Source organism: Nonlabens ulvanivorans (genome assembly GCF_032922765.1).
In the GTDB taxonomy this organism is placed as follows: Bacteria; Bacteroidota; Bacteroidia; order Flavobacteriales; family Flavobacteriaceae; genus Nonlabens; species Nonlabens ulvanivorans.
The window spans coordinates 1,219,697-1,239,598 of sequence record NZ_CP136694.1 but is presented as its reverse complement, the minus strand read 5'-3'; the positions used below and the strand labels follow the sequence as shown (position 1 = coordinate 1,239,598).

Below are 19,902 nucleotides of genomic sequence, written 5' to 3'. Positions count from 1 at the left end.
ATGAAAAGGCTAATTTTAATCAGACATGGCAAATCGAGTTGGGAATTAAACGTTCGTGATCACGATCGTGTTCTACTGGAACGAGGTATCAATGATGCTCATCTAATAGGAAAACATCTCAATTCGGCTTTCATAAGCGCTCAACAGATTTGGAGTAGCACTGCTGCCAGAGCGCTTCAAACTGCCGTTATTGTAAGTGAATATATCGATTATAATTTACTATCATTTAAATTGAAAAGAGAGCTTTATACATTTGATAGTAATGACTTAATTAGTCAAATTAAGTCATGCACAAATGATATAGATACACTTATGGTTTTTTCACATAATCACGGCCTTACCGATACAGTGAATGCACTAGGTTCTAATTATTTTGATAATATACCTACTACCGGCGCGGTAATTATAGAGTTTAATACAACTCAATGGTCAGATATAAGTAACGGTCAAACAATTGCACACTTTTTCCCAAAAAATCTAAAATGAGTCCTAGATATTTCAATAGAGAATTAAGCTGGTTAAAATTTAATAATCGTGTTTTACAAGAAGCTGCAGACATAAATGTTCCTTTAATTGAAAGATTAAGATTTTTAGGAATCTTTTCTAACAACTTAGATGAGTTTTTTAGAGTTAGATATGCAACCATACAACGTATATTAAGAGCTGGTAAGAATGCTACAAAATCATTAGGTGGAGTTACTGCGGCGGACTTATTAGAAAAAATAACTGCCGAGGTTATAAAAGATCAAGCCAAGAGTTTTGAAGTGCTAAATCAACTTGAAGAGGAACTAAGAAATGAAAATATCATTCTAGTAGATGAAACTGAAATTCTTCCCCAACATGAAAATTACATCAGATCTTATTTTAATAATTATGTGAGTCCTGCACTTGCAACTATAATGGTAAGTGATGAGTCTGAATTTCCAACCTTGCGAGACGGTTTAGGATATTTGGCTGTAAGAATGGTAATGAAAGATTCAAGTTTACCTGTAAGATATGCGCTCCTAGAAATTCCAAAATCCCTAAATCGTTTTATAGAGTTACCTTCAATTGATGGTGATGATAAACAATATATTATCCTTTTAGATGATTTGATTAGAGATAGGATGCACTATATCTTCAATATTTTTGAATACAGCCATCTAGAAGCGCACATGATTAAAGTGACTCTTGATGCAGAGTTGGACATCGATATAGACCTTAAAAAAAGTCTCATTGAAAAAATAAGTCGTAGTGTTAAAGATCGCAAAGACGGTGATCCAGTAAGATTTGTCTATGATAAATCGATTCATCAAGAAACACTAAATTTTATTATGAGTAAGGTAGAAATAGATGATACAGATTCTATAATACCAGGTGGTCGATATCACAATAGACGTGATTATTTAATGTTTCCTTCACTAGGTAGGACAGATTTATTGTATGAGAAAAAAACTCCATTACCTATAAAAGGAGTATCTATGAGAGGTAGTCTATTAGAGAAAATTTCTCAAAGAGATATTTTACAATATGCACCATATCATACCTTTTCTAATACGGTTAAATTTTTAAGAGAAGCTGCTTTAGATCCTAAAGTGCTTAACATTAAAATTACAATTTACAGACTTGCAGAAGTTTCTCAAATCGCAGCATCATTAATAAATGCTGCAAAAAATGGTAAAGAAGTTACAGTTTCAATAGAGCTTCAAGCGAGATTTGATGAACAGGCAAATATTAATTATGCAGAACTAATGCAGGAAGAAGGAGTTAAGCTCATCTTTGGAGTTCCTGGTCTTAAAGTGCATTGTAAAGCTTGTGTTATAAATAGAGAAGAGGATGGTAAAATAGTAAGATATGGATTTATATCTACTGGTAATTTTAATGAAGCTACAGCCGGTATTTATACAGATTACACCTTGTTTACTGCAAATAAAAAAATACTTAAAGAAGTAGATAAAGTATTTGACTTTTTTGAAGTCAATTATAAGTTATATAGATACAAACATCTTCTAGTATCTCCTCACTCACTTAGAAATAATATAGAGAAAAAGGTTCGTCGAGAAATCGCTTTGGCGAAAGCGGGAAAAAAAGCACATTTAAGAATGAAATTGAATAGTTTCTCTGATTTTAAGATGATAGAACTATTCTATGAAGCGTCTAATGCAGGTGTTCAAATAGATCTTATCATTAGAGGTATATGTTGTTTAATTCCTGGAGTGATAGGTATGAGTGAAAATATTAAGGTTATTAGTATCGTAGATAAGTACCTTGAGCACCCAAGAGTCTATCAGTTCTATAATGATGGAGATGTAGAAGTATATATATCGAGTGCAGATATGATGGGGCGCAATCTCGATAACCGTGTTGAAATTGCTTGTCCTATATATGATGAATCTGTTAAGAAAGAAATTTTAGATACCTTAGATATCTGCTGGAATGATAATGTAAAAGCCAGAGAGATTTGTTCAGAACAACTTAATTTATATGTAAAACAGGATGATAGCCCTATACGATCCCAATTTGTAACATATGATTATTACAAAAATCAACTTTAATACATGAGTTTTAGAATTCGTAAATATGCAGCCATAGACATAGGATCTAATGCCATTAGATTATTAATCGCATCGGTTACCTTATTTGATGATGAGCCTCCAGTATTTAAAAAAATCAGCCTAGTTAGGGTACCTATACGTTTAGGACAAGATGTTTTTACAACTAAAGAGATAGGATCAGTGAATATGAACAGGATGGTAAAAAGTATGGAATCGTATGCTTTACTAATGGATGTTCATAAAGTCGAAAATTATAAGGCTTATGCTACAAGCGCAATGCGTGAAGCGCAAAATGGAGAAGAGGTAGCAAGAGAGATAAAGAAAAAAACCGGAATCAATATTGAAATTATAGATGGATCTCATGAAGCAGCTATTATTGCGATGACAGATTTACACTCTATGATACATGACAACAAAGTATATCTATATGTTGATGTAGGTGGTGGTAGTACCGAGTTTACTCTTTTTGGAGATGGTGAAGCAAAGGCTTCGAGGTCATTCAAAATAGGCACAGTACGATTGCTTAATGATATGGTTACTAAGAAACTATGGTCTGAAGCAGAACAATGGATTAAGGAAATATGCAAGCCTTATGCTAAAGTTGAACTATTAGGATCTGGTGGTAACATCAATAATATTTATAAATCTAGTCAAAAATCTACGGGTAAACCATTGTCTTATTTGTACTTGTCTAGCTATTATGAAAAGCTTCAATCTTATACTTATGAAGAGCGCGTTTACTATTTAAATCTTAATCAAGATAGGGCAGATGTTATTATCCCAGCTTGTCGTATATATTTAAGTGCCATGAAATGGAGTCGTGCAAAGAATATATATGTGCCTAAAATAGGTCTTGCTGATGGTATCATTAAATCTATTTTTAATGCAGATCAACGATAGAAGCTAAGTTTTGAATTATATTTACTACAAAATCAATGTGTCTTTTAACTTTGTCGCCATAATTATTTAAAAATGAAAAAATTATTACTTTTTATAGCTTTAATATCTATCCCAGTTATAGGTGTTGCTCAAACTACAGCTAGCTACGGATTTAGAACTGGATTGAATTACTCTTCTCTTGAAGGTGACGATATCGATTTAGATAGCCGCATCGGTTTTCACGCAAACTTTTTTGCTAACATACCAGTAAGCTCAAGCTTTTCTTTAGTGCCTGAGATAGGTCTGTCTGCATTAGGTGCAAAGGCAGATGAAATCAGATTAGAATCTGGAGATAATGTAGAGCTTAAAACAAATTGGCTTCAAGTAAGTGTACTTGCTAAAGTAAATTTAGGTCAGAAGTTCTTTTTACAATTAGGTCCTCAAGTAGGTGTAAATGTAGGACAAAGAGATAATAATGATTATTATAACTATGATTTTGCGGCTGTAGGTGGTGTTGGATACAACTTTAGCGACAGTTTTGCGATTGATGTGCGCTATGGTTATGGTTTATCTAATGTATTTGATAGAGAATTTGGAGAACTTAATGAAGCAAATAATAGATACTTTCAATTAGGTCTTGCCTATAAGCTATAGTAGTTTTAAAGTGTAAATATTTAAAAAAAGTCCTTAATTAAGGACTTTTTTTGTTTTAAAACTCAAGATCAAAATTGCGACGCAACAAGTCTATCGCTGGATTTTTTTCCACTAGTTTGAGGAATTTTTCATGATCGGTATAGGCATATTTTTTCTGTACAGCTTTATCAACATGAATTTCTAATTCTATATTATAATTCTTCAAAGCAGCTTTGATATGTTCTAGAACTTGACCTTGTGCTTTCTCTAAATCTTCTTTCATAGAAAGATTAGGATAGCGCAATACTAGTTTGTGATCGATAAGTTTAGGTGTATCAGCCTCCATTATAGAGGCTAGAATCAATTGACCACGTTCTCTTAAATGTGCGGCATAAGATGACCAGCACTCTTGAGCATCTTGCTCTGTAAAATTTTCTTCAGGAAGAGCGTCCGTTTCTATGTGATCCTGATTGTTTTTAACTACATGAGCCTTTTTTGCATTAATGGCTTGTAGCGATAAACCACTAACATTGTTTTTATTTCTATCTAATAAGGCTTTACGAGCTTCTTCAATAGATTTATTAGAGTTTTGTTGGGCAGTCGTGGTATCTTGTCTAGATGTCTGATGAGAAACGGTTGATGACTCAATAATAGGTTTAGTTAGCTCTTTTTTATCTATAGAGATATCGATACTTTGATTACTACTAGTACGATTCAGTGCGTTAGACGCTTCGATTTTTGAAGGTTGACTAGCTTGCACCGCTGTAGCTTCTTCAATTTGTTTACTTGCTGGTTCTTGAGGTGTTTGATAAGAGCTAGACGCTTCAGCAGCAACAGGATGATTCTTAAAATTGGAAGCTGGAATGATGTAGTTTACATCATTTTTTTTTTCTCCATCTGTTAAGATAGAGGCAAGCTGCATAAGGCACAATTCAATATGTAGTCTCGGGTTCCGACTGCTGCGATATTTAAAATCGGCTTCATTACTTAAATTGATGGCCTCTCTTAAAAATACTAAATCGACTTTTCTGGATTGTTCGGCATATTTTACTTTCACTGTATCAGACACGTCTAGTAGATGAAGAGTTCTCTCGTCTTTACAAACCATTAAATCTCTGAAGTGAGAAGCAAGGCCAGCGATAAAATGATGACCGTCAAAACCTTTAGACATGATCACATCATAATCTACCAGTAATTGCGGTATGTTACCAGTTATGATAAGGTCACTGATGTTAAAATAAGTCTCTCTATCAAGTACATTTAAATTCTCAGTTACCGCTTGTACTGTCAGGTCTTTACCTGAGAAACTGACAACCCTATCAAATATAGAAAGTGAATCTCTCAAGGCACCATCAGCCTTTTGAGCTATAATATGCAATGCTTCATCGTCTGCTGTAATTCCTTCAATACCTGCGATACGTTTTAAATGGCCTCGCATGTCTGCCACAGTAATACGTTTAAAATCAAAAATCTGACAACGAGATAGAATGGTAGGTATAATTTTATGCTTCTCTGTAGTTGCTAGAATAAATATAGCATGTGCTGGCGGTTCTTCTAAGGTTTTAAGAAACGCATTAAAAGCCGCTGTTGATAGCATATGTACCTCATCAATAATATAGACCTTAAAGTTACCTACTTGTGGAGGAATACGTACTTGCTCTGTAAGACTACGTATATCGTCTACAGAGTTGTTAGAAGCAGCATCTAGTTCAAAAATATTAAAGGCAAAATCCTCATCGGGATCAACCTCGGCATTTTGTTGATTGATTTTTTTTGCAAGAATACGGGCGCAGGTTGTCTTTCCTACACCACGAGGACCAGTAAATAGCAAAGCTTGTGCTAGATGATTACTAGCAATTGCATTTTCAAGCGTTTTAGTAATAGCGCTTTGTCCTACGACATCTTCAAAAGTCTCGGGTCTGTATTTTCTAGCAGATACTATAAATGGCTCCATCGATTCAAAGATAAACGCCTCGTTAAATTTGGCTATTATTTCTACTGTTTTATTTCATTAAATTATCAACATCGGTGTCAATATTTAAAGTAATTTTGCGTCAGCAGGTCGCTCTATCGCTTCTTATGAAGAGGAAAGTCCGGGCACCATAGGATAGTATAACGGTTAATGGCCGTCATTACGCTTTCGCGAAAGCGTAATAGGACTAGTGCAACAGAAAGTATGTACAGGTAATGCTGTAGTGAAACCAGGTAAACTCTATACGGTGAAATGTTGCGTATATCAGAGATTGAGCGCGATCCGCGCGATTCTGAAGGGTAAACAGATAGAGATTGCAAGTAATTGTAATTCTAGATAAATGATAGAGTGCTTGAGAAATCAAGTAACAGAATCCGGCTTATAGACCTGCTTTTTTTACGTTTAGTAATTTTTACAAATTCCTTCTCTTTAATCATATTTAGATTTCTATATAAGTATAGAATAATCATACTTTTGCCGTTGCAAAAACTTCAACATGATTACAGTAGAAAATATAGCCGTAGAATTTAGTGGTACCACACTTTTCAGTGATGTTTCATTTGTCATTAATCCAACAGATAAAATAGCACTGATGGGTAAAAATGGAGCAGGAAAATCTACCATGATGAAGATCATCGCTGGTGAACAAAAAGCTACTCGTGGTCATGTGAGAACTCCAGGTGATACTGTTATTGCTTACTTACCACAACATTTGTTAACCTCAGATGATTGTACCGTTTTTGAAGAAACAGCCAAAGCCTTTAAACACGTCACATCTATGAAAAAGGAAATGGATGAACTTAATGAGGCTTTAACGACTCGTACAGATTATGAAAGTGCAGAGTATATGGCAATCATTGAACGTGTAACAGATTTAGGAGAAAAATTCTATGCGCTAGAAGAAGTAAATTATGATGCCGAAGTAGAAAAAGCTCTCAAAGGTCTAGGATTTAAACAAGAAGATTTTACAAGACCAACCAGTGAATTTAGTGGTGGATGGCGTATGCGTATTGAGCTTGCTAAAATTCTATTACAAAAACCAGATTTGATTTTACTCGATGAGCCTACCAATCATATTGATATAGAATCTGTAATTTGGTTAGAAGATTTTCTTGTTAATAAAGCAGACGCTGTAATGGTTATCTCACACGATAAAGCATTTATAGATAACATCACTAATCGCACTATTGAAGTTACCATGGGACAAATCCATGATTATAAAGCAACCTATTCCCATTACCTAGTGTTAAGAGCAGATCGTCGTTCACATCAAATTAAAGCATATCAAGAACAACAAAAGTTTATCGCCGATACTAAAGCTTTTATAGAACGATTTAAAGGAACTTATTCTAAAACTAATCAGGTTAATTCTAGAGAGAAGATGCTTGAGAAGTTACAGGTTATTGAGATTGACGAGGTAGATACGTCTGCATTAAAACTCAGTTTCCCGCCATCACCACGATCTGGTGATTATCCTGTAACCGTTAAAGATGTATCAAAATCTTATGGAGATCACGTGGTTTTTAAAGATGCAAATATGTCTATAGCTCGAGGCGAAAAGGTATCCTTTGTAGGTCGTAATGGTGAAGGAAAGTCAACGATGATCAAAGCTATTCTTAATGAGATAGAAGTAGAAGGTAATTGTCAACTAGGTCACAATGTAAAAGTTGGATATTTTGCGCAAAATCAGGCAGCTTTGTTAGATAATAATTTAACAATATGGCAAACAGTTGATGAAGTGGCAGAAGGCGATGTGCGTACACAATTAAAGAATATTCTAGGGAGATTTATGTTTAGTGGTGATGACTTAGAAAAGAAGGTGAGTGTTTTGTCTGGTGGTGAAAAAACCAGGCTAGCTATGGTAAAGTTATTACTAGAACCTGTGAATTTGTTAATTCTCGATGAGCCTACAAACCATTTAGATATTAAATCTAAAGATGTTTTAAAGGAAGCTTTATCTACTTATGATGGTACTTTAATCTTGGTATCTCACGATAGAGATTTCTTGCAAGGCTTATCAGAAAAAGTATTTGAATTTAAAGATCAACGTGTGATAGAACACTTTGAAACCATTGATGCATTCTTAGAAAGAAATAGAATTAAAAACATCGCTGATATTAATTTGATGGGGTAGGGATTAGATTTCTTAAGATTAACTTCAGTCTTTTACTTAATAAGAGGAATATATAATTTAATCATTTAAGCAATCTCAAAACTCATAGCGAATTAAATAATTACCTAAATTGTTCTTTCATTTGATTTCTTTGAGATTCAACAATCCAAGAGTCAAATTTTGTGAAGTTATCTTTTAATTCCGATGTTTCATTACTATACATCAGACATCCTCTATCATCATACATCCAAAACCATTTTTGAGTTTTCTTCTCAAAAAAGTAAATTAATTGATGAATGTAAGGTTCGAATCCCATTTCATAATTAGCAATTCCGTTGAAAATTTTCTCATGAGAAATTTTGTTCCTTTTTCCAGAATATATTGATAGTTTTCCTTCAACCCATTCAATTTCCGTTTCATAGTCAAAATATCGCAGGGCTAACTTTTCATCATAACTTTCACCTTTAATTTCATTATCATTGAGAATTTCATGAATATAGACTGAGGTATTATTAAATATTTTGTTACTGAAATCATAGATAATTATATAGATTTTAGAGTCTTCTGTAAAATGACTTTCAAAAAGTTCTGATGCTCGAATAGTAGCCTGATTAACGCGTTGTTTTGTTCCGTTCTCTAAATTATCACCTAATTCAAACCTCAAAAAATATTTAAGTTTACGTTCTAGCGTATTAAAATCCGTTAAATTTACTTCAGATTGCAAATCGTTTAATTCTTTAAGAAGAGCTTCTTTAATCATTGTAAAACAATGTCTTATTGAAATAAATTAGTTTGATTTTATTCTTCCTCATCAGGATTTTCAAAGAAACTAAATACTGTACCACCATATCTTCTAGAGCTTTCTAACCATTGATGGTTGGATAAATCAGTATGCTTAGAATGCTCCATGATAAAAATTCCACCAGGTACTAAAAGTTCGTTTTCCATGACTAGAGTAGCAATGGAATGAAATTGCTCTTCTTCTAATCCGTATGGTGGATCTGCAAAAATTAAATCATAACTACCCTTATGCTTTTCTAAAAAACTAAAAGCATCTGCTTTATTGGTATCAATAGGTAGATTTAAAGCGCTTGCTGTTTTTTTTATAAAATCTAGACACGGCTTATGTTGGTCTACTGCTAGAATACTAGATGCACCACGACTACCAAATTCATAACTCATATTACCACTTCCAGCAAATAGCTCTAATACTTTGATACCTGGAATATGCTTGCGATGCCTTAAAATGTTGAATAGGGCTTCTTTAGACATATCTGTAGTAGGTCTTACTGGTAAATTCTTTGGAGCCTGTATTCTTCTCCCTTTATGTATTCCTGAAATTATACGCATAAAATGTCTTCTATATAAGTGTTTGAGTCGATGACGTAGTTAACCTCACGTACATAGGTATAAAGTAAATCGTAAACCGCATCGTTTTTTGCACTTGCTATAATCTTTAAAGCCATATTCTCAGGATCCAATTGGTTATGCTGTGCGGTAAATAATGTATAGTAGAGAATATCCTCTGCTGCTTGATGAGGATAACTATTATGTAATTTCAAATTTCCTTTTTCAAAAATAGTGATATAAAATTGTGACTCTTTTATATCAATGATAACTTCTGACTTGGACAGGTCATTTCTAGAATAGTGTTTTTGTAAAGAAAGAGTAGAGTAGTGGTAATAATTAAAATCACCATATTTATCAAAAAAGTAATTATTAATATTAGTATAAGCGATATAAACTGTTTTATAGTCTAATACTTCGATAGCGTCATCCGTACTTATCACATCTGTCTCTAATAGGCGTACATTATACTTTAAGTAATCAGACTGGTGTTGCTCATCATAAATGCTAGATGGGACACCTGTAAAAATCGAGTGATTATATATTAAAGTTACTTCTTCAAACTGTTGATTTAAATTAACCTCAGTTTCGTAAATATTTTCAATCTCTTGTAGTATTTCAATCGGATTAGACTCATGCTTAAAAGATTTAAGAATGCGATTTTCAATACCCTTTGATGAGTAGATAAAAAAAGAAAGTCCATCTTGATGAATCAAGACGGACATTTTTTTATGCATTGCAGACATATTACTTTGGGCTAGTGGCATATTGTCTAGGCCAGTTTCCACTTGTTGTTACTTCAGTTAAGCTTCCTACAACAATTTCTTCTCCAGTAACACCTTCTACAGCTTTAGTTCTTAATTCTTGTTCAAGTAACCTTTCTGGTTGATCAAATAAGATATCTGATTTCTTTGCTCTAGCTTCAAATACACTGATGGCATTATCATCATCAAAATAAGTACCTGTTTCCAAAGAAATTTTCCCAGGAGTTTCAATCTTCTTGCCTTCTGTCGTAAATGAATAGTCTAGTAAAGTAGCAATATCTACGTTTTGGAATAATGAATCTTTCACAGATTTATATCCTAGTGTATCTGTAACAACAATTTCTTTGTAGTAACCACCATTGTCTGCGTTAAGTCCAAAACGTTTGTTCTTATCGCGATCAGCTACAGAGCTATCTCTTCTTTGTACTAATGCAAATTTTGCAGTGTCTACAAACTTTGCAAGTTTATTAATGTCATCTGTATATTTTCCAGTAATTGTTTTATGAGCATTTTCTGCCTCACGTAATTTAATCAATTGGGCAATTACTTTCTTATATCTTTCTTCTTTTACTTTTTCAAACTTTACCGGAGCTGCTATTGAATCAAATAGTTCATATCCAAAGTAGCCAATCAATGCTAATAAGAACACTATAATAACAATATGTAATTTCTTAGGTAATTTATTAATTAGAAAAGCTAGTCCTACTAATGCTAAAATTCCTAATACTATTGATGTAATGAGAGCAGTCATATTTTTTAAAATAATTATCTTGGTTTCAAAGCTAACAAATCTACAATATTTTTTGACTCATCCTAGCGTCACATTTCAAATTTGAGTTAAGTTTATCATCAGGTTTTCACCAATAATTCATGACTGCAGCAGAATATTACAAAATAATACACACCGATTTTCCTTTTGTCCCTACAAATGAACAAGATAGAGCGCTTGAAGAGCTATCTTCTTTTGTCATTGATAAAGATAAGGACAGACTATTTTTATTAAAAGGATATGCCGGAACAGGAAAAACGACTATAATTAGTGCCATTGTTAAGAATATATGGAAAGCCAAAATGAGTTGTGTGCTGCTTGCACCTACAGGTCGAGCGGCAAAAGTAATTAGTAGTTATAGTAATAAAACGGCTAGTACGATACATCGTGAAATTTATTATCCCAAAGCACAAGGTAAAGGTGGAAATGTAGAGTTTACCTTAAAACAAAATAAGCATCGTAATTCCTTATTTATAGTAGATGAGTCTTCAATGATACCTGATGTTGCTAGTGAGAACAAAATGTTCGGTGGTAATGGTTCTTTACTAGATGACTTAATTGAGTATGTATATTCTGGTGTAGGTTGTATTCTTCTCTTAATAGGAGATACAGCTCAATTACCACCTGTAAAACTAGATGTTTCCCCTGCTTTAGAACCTACTCTATTAGAACAACGTTATTTAAAAGAGGTTACTTGTATTGAACTGGATGAGGTAAAGCGACAAGAAAAGGATTCTGGCATATTGCTAAATGCTACACGTATTAGAAATCATATAGAAGAACTAGATAACGACTTCAAATTTGATGTAGACCCATTTATTGATATTAATAGACTTATCGATGGTCACGAGATTATGGAGGCTATTCAAACAGCTTATGACACTCAAGGACATGAGGAAACTGCCATTATCGTTAGGTCTAATAAAAGAGCAAATTTATATAATCAACAAATTCGGTCTAGGATTCTTTTTCGCGAAAGCGAACTAGCATCTGGCGACTACCTTATGGTGGTAAAAAACAATTACCACTGGTTAAAGCCCAGTAGTGCTGCTGGTTTTATAGCAAATGGAGATATTATAGAAATTTTAGAAATTTATAATTTTAAAAATATTTATGGCTTCAGATTTGCAGAGGTAAAGGTGCGTATGGTAGATTATCCAGATGAAAAACCTTTTGAAACAGTACTATTGCTTGATACACTCGAGTCAGAATCTCCATCTTTAACTTATGATGATTCAAATAAACTATATCAAGAAGTGAGAATGGATTATCTTAAGTTACCAAAATGGAAACAATATAAAGAGATTAAAGAAAACCCGTTTTTTAATGCGCTACAAGTTAAATTCTCTTATGCAATAACTTGTCATAAGTCACAAGGTGGACAATGGGAAAATGTGATAGTAGAACAACCATATTTACCAGATGGTCCATCAAAGGATTATTTGCGCTGGTTGTATACCGCTGTGACGCGTGCCAAAACAAATTTGTATCTTATAGGCTTTAATAAGGATTATTTTATAGAATCATAACCATGGAATGGATTACATCAAATTTTGAAATTTTTGTCAGTATATGCTTGGGAATTGGACTTTCTGCTAGTGCTGGATTTAGAGTTTTTGTACCGCTTTTATTTTTAAGTATCGCGGCTTACATGGGTATGGTACCGCTTAATCCAGATTGGGCTTGGGCAGGTAGTTTAAGCGCCGTTCTCATACTAGGTGTTGCAGCGATTGTAGAGTTAATGGCTTATTATATACCTTATGTAGATAACTTATTAGACACTATCACCGTACCGCTAGCGGCCATTGCTGGTACTGCAGTTATGGTAAGTGTAGTAGGAGATTTAGATCCTGTATACACCTGGACACTAGCGATTATTGCAGGTGGTGGAACTGCAGCAAGTGTAGCTAGCACTGCTGGTGCTGCTCGTTTAACCAGTACAGCAACCACTGGTGGTATAGGTAATCCTGTAATAAGTACTGCCGAGGCAGGTTTTAGTGGTATTCTAAGCTTTCTTTCTTTAATAGCACCTATTTTTGCAGCAGTAATTGTTGTGTTGATTTTTATTGCAATTAGAAAACTGTACAAGAAGTTATTTAAGAAAAAACCGCTTCCGCGAAAGCCGATTTCATAAACCATTCAACATATAATGTCTGTACTAAAAGGTCGAAAGTCTTCGGTATTAAGATTTGATACTGAAAAACAAATATTAAGCATTGAAGACCACTTAAGGTCTTATCGAATGATGCAAATAGTATTATTGTGTTCATCAATTTTATGGTGTACAGTGATTATCATAAATGATATTTCTTCTTTCTGGTTAGGATTTTTAATAGGAGCTTATATAGCAGTAGCTCTGTTTGCAATCTATTATTATCTCTTTAAATCAACGGTTGTTAAATCAATTCCATTTAATGAAATTGAAGAATTGATTTCCATAACGCTATTCTCTAAAAATGATAGACGTTTAACTTTAAAACTGAAATCAGAACGATATAGAAACCTTATTATAATGAATCAATCTGATATTAATTTAATCATAGACTCTTTTAAAGAGATGGCTATTCCGGTAAGGGAACGTACCACTTTCAATTTATTACCACTTAATTTTTAATTCATGAGTTTAAAAGTTATTGCTGTAATACCAGCACGATATGAAGCAAGTAGATTTCCAGCAAAATTGATGCAAGATCTATGCGGTAAGTCTGTCATTGTAAGAACTTATGAGGCTGCGCTAGCTACAAATCTTTTTGATCAGGTAATTGTGGCTACAGATAGTTCAATTATATTTAAAGAGATTACAGATCATGGTGGTAAGGCTGTAATGAGCAAAAAGCAACATGATTGTGGTAGTGATCGTATTGCCGAGGCTGTCGAAAATATAGACGCAGATATTATCATCAATGTGCAAGGTGATGAGCCATTTACTAATCAGGCAGATTTAAAAAAATTGCTAGAAGTATTTGAAAATGATGATGATGAGACAATAGCTTTAGCTTCATTAATGCATGAGCTAAAAGAAGAGAAAGACATTCATAACTCTAATAACGTTAAGGTTATTACTGATTTATCAGGTAACGCTATCTATTTTTCTCGCAGTCCAATTCCATTTAATAGAGCAACTGACGTAGAGGTGCCAGTATATAAACATATAGGGATTTATGCATTTAGAAAAGCGGCATTGATTGATTTTTACAATTCTAGTGCAACACCGTTAGAATTAAAAGAGAAGATAGAGTGCTTAAGATATCTCGAGCATGGTAAAAAAATAAGCATGATCATTACTGACCATGCAAGTATAGGTATCGATACACCATCAGATTTAGATGCAGCTAGACAAATGTGGTTAAGTGTTAATTAGGTTTAAATACTAATTCCCACAGGTAGCATTTCCTTAAATTCATGACGATTGCGTCGAACAAATCCAGCTATTTTAGGATGTGTAGGTACTACTTTAATTTTCTTTTCATCTCTAATGTTAAGAAATACAGCTCTTAAAAATTCATTTTTAAAATCAGCATCATCTTCTAAAGACTCTGGAATGATAAATTTAGTCAAGAAAATTTTTCGCTCTTGTTGAGAATATTCAATTTTTGCTAAATCTCCATTTTTGGTACATTCATACTGACGTAAAAAGGTGTTGTCAGTAATTTCAATCGTAGTTGATGTTTCCATTTTCATTCTTTTTAACTCCTAAATATGATTAGGTATATTCACTAAAGGATAAGTTTATTAAAACTTTGTGGTTGATTAGTGAAAGCATAAAAATTGCTCTTATTAACTTTGTAAAGATACTTTAAAATAACATTTTCTTAATCATAGCATCTGTTAAAACATTGATTATAAATCTATTCTTAAAATATGATTCCTGTTTACTTTATGCCTGGTATGGCTGCGTCTGATTTGATATTTGAGAATATTAAGCTTCCACCAGAACAATTTGAAATGTTTTTTATGCACTGGATCATTCCTGAAAAAAATGAGCCTTTAAAGAATTATGTTACACGTTTAATAAAACAAATCCATCATGAAAACCCTGTGGTTATAGGAGTCTCATTTGGTGGTATCATTGTTCAAGAGATTGCAAAACAAATTATAGTACGTAAAACCATTATCATTTCTAGTGCAAAAAGTAACAGCGAGTTCCCTAGACGTATGCATTTTAGCAAAGTCACTAAGCTTCATAAGATCGTGCCTACTCGTCTTTTTGAAAATATGGATTCTTTAGTTAAGTATACCTTTGGAATTGCACCTAAAAAGCTTGAGCTGTACAAGAAATATTTATCAGTTAATGATAGACGTTATCTAGATTGGGCACTGGATACGATAATCAACTGGGATCAACAAGATATGCCTGAAGATGTAATACATATTCATGGAGATAAAGACCCGATTTTTCCCATCAAATACATAAAAAATGTGACTATAGTACCAGATGGAACTCATATAATGATTATTAATAGATTCCGCTGGTTTAATGATAACTTACCTCAAATCATTTCACAATAACAGTTTTAGACTCAATGGGATTCCCTTATCTTTAAACCAAAAATAGAACGCATGAAAAAGATATTATTAGGAGCAGGAATAGTAGTCGTTTTATTGCTAGCAGTAAGTGCTGTGCAACAAAACTCTAGTCTTCAAGAAATGGAGCCTATGAAGACTCCAGAGTTAAAAGATCCATCACGAGTGGGCGATTATGGAGTATATGCGTTAGAGCTTCCTAAAACATTAGATTTTGCAGGAGAATCTGTACCCTTACATCATCCTGATATTAAAGAGCGTGCAGACCGTGAATTTTTAGTAAATACCTACTGGCAATCTAACGGAATCATGCTAGTTAAAAAATCAAAAAAATATTTTCCTATTATAGAAGCTATACTGGCAGAAGAAGGAATCCCAGATGACTTTAAATATCTAGCGGTTATTGAGAGTGGTCTCGATAATGTAAAGTCACCTGCAGGAGCTAGTGGTTTCTGGCAAATTATGAGCGCAACTGGTAAAGAATTGGACTTAGAAGTAAATAGTAATGTAGATGAACGTTACCACTTAGAGAAAGCGACACGCGCTGCTTGTAAATACCTAAAGGATAGTAAAGAAAGAATGGGAACATGGACACTTGCTGCTGCTGCCTATAATGCGGGAAATGCTGGGATAAATCGCGAGTTAGAGCGACAACAAGCAACTTCTTATTATGATTTATTGCTAGGACAGGAGACAGGTAGATATGTGTTTAGGATTCTAGCGTTAAAAGAAATTCTTAAAAGTCCAGAAAGCTTTGGTTTTAATGTGGAGCCTGAGCAATACTATTACCAAGTACCTACTAAAAAAATCTTAGTGGATTATGAGATTGATGATTTAGCAGCTTTCGCGAAAGCGAACTCTATAAACTATAAAATTTTAAAAATCCATAATCCATGGTTGAGAGAAAATAAGTTGAATAACAAGTCTGGGAAATTATACGAAATTGAAATTCCAGAAAATGGTTACTACGACTAGTTATGTTAAACTGGGTTCTTAGTAATTGGTTTTTAAGTCTTCTTATTATCAATTATGTCGTTGCGTTAAGTGCAGCGTTTTTCTTGATACGTAGTAATCAGAACCCACGTAAAACAGTTTCTTCATTATTGTTTTTAGTAGCCTTACCTTTTTTAGGATTGGGTATCTATTACTTTTTTGGTCTTGAATACCGAAAATCTAAAATTTTTAAAAGAAAAGATCTTAATGCAAATGAACTTATTCAAGACTGGAATAAACGTTTGCATGTATCAAATGATGATCTTGATAAATATGAAGAGACTTTTTTAATAGATCGTCTTAAAATGGTGAAGCTGTTAAGACATAACCAGGCAGCACCCTTAACGTTACGCAATAATTTAGATGTTTTAATCAACGGTAGATCAAAATTTGATCGTGTTTTTGAGGATATTAAAAACGCTCAAAATCATATTCATCTTGAGTATTTTATTTTGAGTGACGATCATATCGGGACAGATGTGATCGATGCTTTAATAGAAGCTGCAAAACGTGGAATTAAAGTTAAAATTATTTATGATTCTGTAGGAAGTTCTATTTCTAGAGCTAATAAGAGCAGAATGAATGCTGTAGGTATCGAGTATGAGGCATTTATGCCCGTTCTTTTTTCAAAATTTACACGTAAGGCAAATTATCGCGATCATCGTAAAATTTTTATTATAGATGGTAGTATAGGTTATATAGGTGGCGTGAATATAAGTGATGATTATGTGAATGAGCCCGTAAATCACAATGGTCAGTTCTGGCGTGATACACACCTGCGTATAGAAGGTCATGCTGTTAAAAGCCTGCAAGCGCAATGGTTGTTGAACTGGTACTTTGTGAAACGACAAGATGAAAATTATGAAATTCCATCTAGCTATTTCCCAGAGATTGATTTTCCTGAAAATAAAGCCGTTCAAATAGCTGCTAGTGGTCCCGATACAGACTGGGCAAATATTATGGAAGCACTTTTTATTGCTATTAACACAGCAGAGAAAAGTATTTATATCACCACACCGTATTTTATACCCAATGAAGCGATTTTAACGAGCTTAAAAAGTGCTGCACGCAGTGGTGTAGAAATTCACATCATGGTGCCTAAAAAAGGAGATAGCTGGGCAGCAAGATATGCGTCTAGATCATATTTCCAGGATTTATTAGAAAGTGGTATATATGTTCACTGGTATCATAGGGGAATGCTACATGCAAAAACAATGGTAGTTGATGATATGTTTTGTACCATAGGGACTTCAAATATGGATTATCGCAGTTTTGATATTAATTTTGAGATTAACGCATTAATTTATGATGAAGAGGTTTCACAAGAATTAAATGTCCAATTTCAAAAGGATTTAGAATATTGCGAAGAAGTTTTATTAGAGCTGTGGATAAAAAGAGATAAAGCAAATAAGTTTAAAGAGTCTTTTTGTAGATTGTGGGCTCCTTTATTATAACTATGAAACCAAAAAAGAAAATGACATTAGAAATTATTTTACTCTTATTGCTATTAGGCTTATTAGCAGGGTTTTTAAGTGGTAGTGTAGGAGTAGGTGGTGGCGTTATTATGGTGCCACTAGCAATATGGTTTTTAGGTTATAGTCAGCATCAAGCACAAGGATTAAGCCTTGCTGTATTAGCAGTTCCTGTCACATTTCTTGCTGCATATACGTATCATAAAAATGGTCATGAACTCGACTGGCGTTATGCATTAGTGATCGCTGTTGCTTTTGTTTTTGGTGGTTATTTTGGAACTAAATTGGCCATAAGTATAAATCAACAGTTGTTAAAAAAGATTTTTGGAGTCATCTTAATAATTGTGGCTGTTAAAATGATTTTCTTTTCAAGTGCCAAAGCTTAAGGTATTAAGAAAACCCTAACAATAGATAAACGATAAAAGCTGTTTATTTACATTTAAATTAATTCAATTTTTTCTATTATGAAATATACATTACTTGCTTTTATGTCTTTGTTTGTAGCTACAACTCTTACAGCACAAATTGAAGCACCACAACCTAGCCCTAGTGCTATGGTTAAACAAACTGTAGGTCTTACAGAGGTTACCCTAGAATACTCTAGACCGGCTATGAGAGATAGAGATATCTTTGGCGATTTAGTACCTTTTGATAAAATGTGGAGAACCGGTGCAAATGCTAACTCTGAGGTTTCATTCTCTGATGATGTGATGGTGGCTGGGAATGAATTAAAAGCTGGGACTTATGCAGTATTTACTAAGCCTGGTAAAAAAGAATGGGATGTTTATTTTTATACTGATCATTCTAATTGGGGAACACCTAGAGAGTGGGACGATTCTAAAGTAGCTGCAATGGTTACCGTGCCCGTAAGCAAACTAAAAAATACTCAAGAAAGTTTTACCATGGCAATTAATGAGATTAACATGGATGGTGCTCATTTACAAATTATGTGGGCTAATACTATGGTAGCAGTTCCTTTCTCAGTGCCTACTAAAGCAAAAACTGAAGCTAGTATTGATAAAGTAATGGCAGGTCCTAGCGCAAACGATTACTATTCTGCAGCATCTTTTTATCTTGATGCAGATAAAGATTTAGAAAAAGCACACGAATGGATTACTAAGGCAACTGTATTGAGCCCTAAAGCGTTTTGGATGTTCCGTAAAAAATCACTTATAGAAGCTAAATTGGGCAATACGAGTGCCGCTATAGCATCTGCAAAGCAGTCTCTAGCATTAGCTACTGCTGCAGGTAATGCTGACTATGTAAAGATGAATAAAGATAGCCTTAAAGAATGGGGCGTTAAGATGTAATAACCTGTAAATAATATCGCTTTTGCGAAAGCGGATTTAAAAAACCACTTAAGAAATTAAGTGGTTTTTTTGTTTTAAAAAGAGAATGTCATTAATTGCACAGCACCAAAAATAAACCTAATCATCAAGATTACGGAGATAATAATCCCGATGACTTTAAGAGTTTTATCCTGTATACTTAAAGCTATCAATAATGGTAATGCAGCCGAAATTAAGTTAACTAATCCCAAAAAGATATATTGAGAATTTGAAGAGTAACTATAACTAAAAATGGCACTCACAATAGCATTTAACAACATTGTTGATAACCACAAAATAAGGGTTGCAATCAATAATTTATCGCTTGATGACTTCTGGGTAGCTGGTTGTAAATTAGTTTGCTTATGGAAGGTCACATTTTGAACAGCTGCAGCAGGCTTTTGAAATAAAACATCTAATTCTGCAATGCTAGAGGCAGTTGCAACAAAACTTTTATTTTCAGTCCTAATCTTAAAATCAGGACGTAATGCCTTTTCTTTTAACTCATTTAGATGAAACGGGCCGAACTCATTTATGCCGTCTGAGTAATAATAATGTATCATATGATTTTAAA

The 19,902-nt window shown here is 33.6% G+C and carries 21 protein-coding genes and 1 other RNA gene; 15 read left to right on the top strand and 7 right to left on the bottom strand.

Translation table 11 applies throughout. The features are described from left to right. From R1T42_RS05635 to R1T42_RS05620, 4 genes are all read left to right on the top strand, one after another. Positions 1-486, top strand: a complete 486-nt coding sequence (locus R1T42_RS05635; RefSeq protein ID WP_317291622.1) for a SixA phosphatase family protein — start codon at positions 1-3, stop codon at positions 484-486. Then, entirely contained in the window at positions 483-2,534 is a 2,052-nt protein-coding gene (ppk1, locus tag R1T42_RS05630) for a polyphosphate kinase 1 (protein WP_317291621.1), read from the top strand. Before R1T42_RS05635 ends, ppk1 begins: the two co-directional genes overlap by 4 nt. A gap of 3 nt (positions 2,535-2,537) precedes the next feature. Beyond that, a complete protein-coding gene (locus R1T42_RS05625) occupies positions 2,538-3,434 on the top strand; it encodes a Ppx/GppA phosphatase family protein (protein WP_317291620.1) in 897 nt (298 codons plus the stop codon). Positions 3,435-3,506: 72 nt separating this feature from the next. Next, positions 3,507-4,067: a porin family protein gene (locus tag R1T42_RS05620; RefSeq protein ID WP_317291619.1), complete on the top strand. Its 561-nt coding sequence runs from the start codon at positions 3,507-3,509 to the stop codon at positions 4,065-4,067. 55 nt (positions 4,068-4,122) lie between these two features. On the opposite strand, the gene dnaX is transcribed toward R1T42_RS05620, so the two are convergent. Next, on the bottom strand, positions 4,123-6,000 hold the full coding sequence (gene dnaX / locus R1T42_RS05615) for a DNA polymerase III subunit gamma/tau (RefSeq protein ID WP_317291618.1): 1,878 nt from the start codon (positions 5,998-6,000) through the stop codon (positions 4,123-4,125). Positions 6,001-6,100: 100 nt separating this feature from the next. Between dnaX and rnpB the strand changes: the two genes are divergently transcribed. Together rnpB and R1T42_RS05605 are read left to right on the top strand one after the other, a co-directional pair. Next, positions 6,101-6,416: RNase P RNA component class A (gene rnpB / locus R1T42_RS05610), an RNA gene on the top strand. Positions 6,417-6,514: 98 nt separating this feature from the next. Further along, positions 6,515-8,152 (top strand): ABC-F family ATP-binding cassette domain-containing protein, encoded by a 1,638-nt coding sequence (locus tag R1T42_RS05605; RefSeq protein WP_317291617.1) that lies wholly within the window; start codon positions 6,515-6,517, stop codon positions 8,150-8,152. A gap of 100 nt (positions 8,153-8,252) precedes the next feature. Here the strand turns inward: R1T42_RS05605 and R1T42_RS05600 are convergent, their stop codons facing one another. The 4 genes from R1T42_RS05600 to R1T42_RS05585 are packed head-to-tail and all read right to left on the bottom strand — an operon-like array spanning position 8,253 to position 10,993. Beyond that, on the bottom strand, positions 8,253-8,891 hold the full coding sequence (locus R1T42_RS05600) for a DUF3885 domain-containing protein (RefSeq protein WP_317291616.1): 639 nt from the start codon (positions 8,889-8,891) through the stop codon (positions 8,253-8,255). 38 nt (positions 8,892-8,929) lie between these two features. Continuing rightward, positions 8,930-9,481, bottom strand: coding sequence for a 16S rRNA (guanine(966)-N(2))-methyltransferase RsmD (gene rsmD, locus R1T42_RS05595; protein WP_036584906.1), 552 nt, complete (start codon positions 9,479-9,481; stop codon positions 8,930-8,932). Then, positions 9,472-10,203, bottom strand: coding sequence for a DUF3822 family protein (locus R1T42_RS05590; RefSeq protein ID WP_317291858.1), 732 nt, complete (start codon positions 10,201-10,203; stop codon positions 9,472-9,474). Before R1T42_RS05590 ends, rsmD begins: the two co-directional genes overlap by 10 nt. A gap of 22 nt (positions 10,204-10,225) precedes the next feature. After that, the gene (locus R1T42_RS05585) at positions 10,226-10,993 is read right to left on the bottom strand and encodes a hypothetical protein (protein WP_052408588.1); all 768 of its coding nucleotides are present in this window, start codon (positions 10,991-10,993) and stop codon (positions 10,226-10,228) included. Positions 10,994-11,112: 119 nt separating this feature from the next. On the opposite strand from R1T42_RS05585, the gene R1T42_RS05580 reads away from it, so the two are divergent. From R1T42_RS05580 to kdsB, 4 genes are read left to right on the top strand one after another with little or no spacing between them, the layout of a single operon-like run. Next, a complete protein-coding gene (locus R1T42_RS05580) occupies positions 11,113-12,540 on the top strand; it encodes an ATP-dependent DNA helicase (RefSeq protein ID WP_042271372.1) in 1,428 nt (475 codons plus the stop codon). A gap of 2 nt (positions 12,541-12,542) precedes the next feature. Further along, positions 12,543-13,145, top strand: coding sequence for a DUF4126 domain-containing protein (locus R1T42_RS05575; RefSeq protein WP_036584912.1), 603 nt, complete (start codon positions 12,543-12,545; stop codon positions 13,143-13,145). A 15-nt stretch (positions 13,146-13,160) separates the two neighbouring features. Continuing rightward, on the top strand, positions 13,161-13,625 hold the full coding sequence (locus R1T42_RS05570) for a hypothetical protein (RefSeq protein ID WP_317291615.1): 465 nt from the start codon (positions 13,161-13,163) through the stop codon (positions 13,623-13,625). Positions 13,626-13,628: 3 nt separating this feature from the next. Further along, positions 13,629-14,372 (top strand): 3-deoxy-manno-octulosonate cytidylyltransferase, encoded by a 744-nt coding sequence (gene kdsB, locus R1T42_RS05565; protein WP_317291614.1) that lies wholly within the window; start codon positions 13,629-13,631, stop codon positions 14,370-14,372. A gap of 2 nt (positions 14,373-14,374) precedes the next feature. Here the strand turns inward: kdsB and R1T42_RS05560 are convergent, their stop codons facing one another. Continuing rightward, complete coding sequence (locus R1T42_RS05560) at positions 14,375-14,686, bottom strand: GNAT family protein (RefSeq protein WP_036584917.1); 312 nt, start codon at positions 14,684-14,686, stop codon at positions 14,375-14,377. Between the two features lie 186 nt (positions 14,687-14,872). Here R1T42_RS05560 and R1T42_RS05555 point away from each other — a divergent pair, with 186 nt between their 5' ends. The 5 genes from R1T42_RS05555 to R1T42_RS05535 all read left to right on the top strand — a co-directional run bounded on the left by R1T42_RS05555 (position 14,873) and on the right by R1T42_RS05535 (position 19,310). Continuing rightward, entirely contained in the window at positions 14,873-15,520 is a 648-nt protein-coding gene (locus R1T42_RS05555) for an alpha/beta hydrolase (protein ID WP_042246936.1), read from the top strand. A 42-nt stretch (positions 15,521-15,562) separates the two neighbouring features. Next, positions 15,563-16,510: a lytic transglycosylase domain-containing protein gene (locus R1T42_RS05550; RefSeq protein ID WP_394805719.1), complete on the top strand. Its 948-nt coding sequence runs from the start codon at positions 15,563-15,565 to the stop codon at positions 16,508-16,510. A gap of 2 nt (positions 16,511-16,512) precedes the next feature. Continuing rightward, entirely contained in the window at positions 16,513-17,982 is a 1,470-nt protein-coding gene (cls, locus tag R1T42_RS05545; RefSeq protein WP_317291612.1) for a cardiolipin synthase, read from the top strand. 20 nt (positions 17,983-18,002) lie between these two features. Further along, complete coding sequence (locus tag R1T42_RS05540) at positions 18,003-18,386, top strand: sulfite exporter TauE/SafE family protein (RefSeq protein ID WP_006795324.1); 384 nt, start codon at positions 18,003-18,005, stop codon at positions 18,384-18,386. 78 nt (positions 18,387-18,464) lie between these two features. After that, positions 18,465-19,310, top strand: coding sequence for a DUF2911 domain-containing protein (locus tag R1T42_RS05535; RefSeq protein ID WP_317291611.1), 846 nt, complete (start codon positions 18,465-18,467; stop codon positions 19,308-19,310). Between the two features lie 74 nt (positions 19,311-19,384). On the opposite strand, the gene R1T42_RS05530 is transcribed toward R1T42_RS05535, so the two are convergent. Further along, a complete protein-coding gene (locus R1T42_RS05530; protein WP_317291610.1) occupies positions 19,385-19,891 on the bottom strand; it encodes a hypothetical protein in 507 nt (168 codons plus the stop codon). Between the last annotated feature and the right edge of the window lie 11 nt (positions 19,892-19,902).

Excerpts from the sequence above, each read along its gene's own strand:
- ppk1 (WP_317291621.1), top strand. The coding sequence starts at position 483 with ATGAGTCCTAGATATTTCAATAGAGAATTAAGCTGGTTAAAATTTAAT.
- R1T42_RS05575 (WP_036584912.1), top strand. The coding sequence starts at position 12,543 with ATGGAATGGATTACATCAAATTTTGAAATTTTTGTCAGTATATGCTTG.
- R1T42_RS05570 (WP_317291615.1), top strand. The coding sequence starts at position 13,161 with ATGTCTGTACTAAAAGGTCGAAAGTCTTCGGTATTAAGATTTGATACT.
- R1T42_RS05555 (WP_042246936.1), top strand. The coding sequence starts at position 14,873 with ATGATTCCTGTTTACTTTATGCCTGGTATGGCTGCGTCTGATTTGATA.
- R1T42_RS05635 (WP_317291622.1), top strand. The coding sequence starts at position 1 with ATGAAAAGGCTAATTTTAATCAGACATGGCAAATCGAGTTGGGAATTA.
- R1T42_RS05590 (WP_317291858.1), bottom strand. The coding sequence starts at position 10,203 with ATGTCCGTCTTGATTCATCAAGATGGACTTTCTTTTTTTATCTACTCA.
- R1T42_RS05600 (WP_317291616.1), bottom strand. The coding sequence starts at position 8,891 with ATGATTAAAGAAGCTCTTCTTAAAGAATTAAACGATTTGCAATCTGAA.
- R1T42_RS05540 (WP_006795324.1), top strand. The coding sequence starts at position 18,003 with ATGACATTAGAAATTATTTTACTCTTATTGCTATTAGGCTTATTAGCA.
- R1T42_RS05560 (WP_036584917.1), bottom strand. The coding sequence starts at position 14,686 with ATGGAAACATCAACTACGATTGAAATTACTGACAACACCTTTTTACGT.
- R1T42_RS05620 (WP_317291619.1), top strand. The coding sequence starts at position 3,507 with ATGAAAAAATTATTACTTTTTATAGCTTTAATATCTATCCCAGTTATA.
- R1T42_RS05605 (WP_317291617.1), top strand. The coding sequence starts at position 6,515 with ATGATTACAGTAGAAAATATAGCCGTAGAATTTAGTGGTACCACACTT.
- kdsB (WP_317291614.1), top strand. The coding sequence starts at position 13,629 with ATGAGTTTAAAAGTTATTGCTGTAATACCAGCACGATATGAAGCAAGT.
- R1T42_RS05585 (WP_052408588.1), bottom strand. The coding sequence starts at position 10,993 with ATGACTGCTCTCATTACATCAATAGTATTAGGAATTTTAGCATTAGTA.
- R1T42_RS05625 (WP_317291620.1), top strand. The coding sequence starts at position 2,538 with ATGAGTTTTAGAATTCGTAAATATGCAGCCATAGACATAGGATCTAAT.
- R1T42_RS05535 (WP_317291611.1), top strand. The coding sequence starts at position 18,465 with ATGAAATATACATTACTTGCTTTTATGTCTTTGTTTGTAGCTACAACT.
- dnaX (WP_317291618.1), bottom strand. The coding sequence starts at position 6,000 with ATGGAGCCATTTATAGTATCTGCTAGAAAATACAGACCCGAGACTTTT.
- cls (WP_317291612.1), top strand. The coding sequence starts at position 16,513 with ATGTTAAACTGGGTTCTTAGTAATTGGTTTTTAAGTCTTCTTATTATC.
- rsmD (WP_036584906.1), bottom strand. The coding sequence starts at position 9,481 with ATGCGTATAATTTCAGGAATACATAAAGGGAGAAGAATACAGGCTCCA.
- R1T42_RS05530 (WP_317291610.1), bottom strand. The coding sequence starts at position 19,891 with ATGATACATTATTATTACTCAGACGGCATAAATGAGTTCGGCCCGTTT.
- R1T42_RS05580 (WP_042271372.1), top strand. The coding sequence starts at position 11,113 with ATGACTGCAGCAGAATATTACAAAATAATACACACCGATTTTCCTTTT.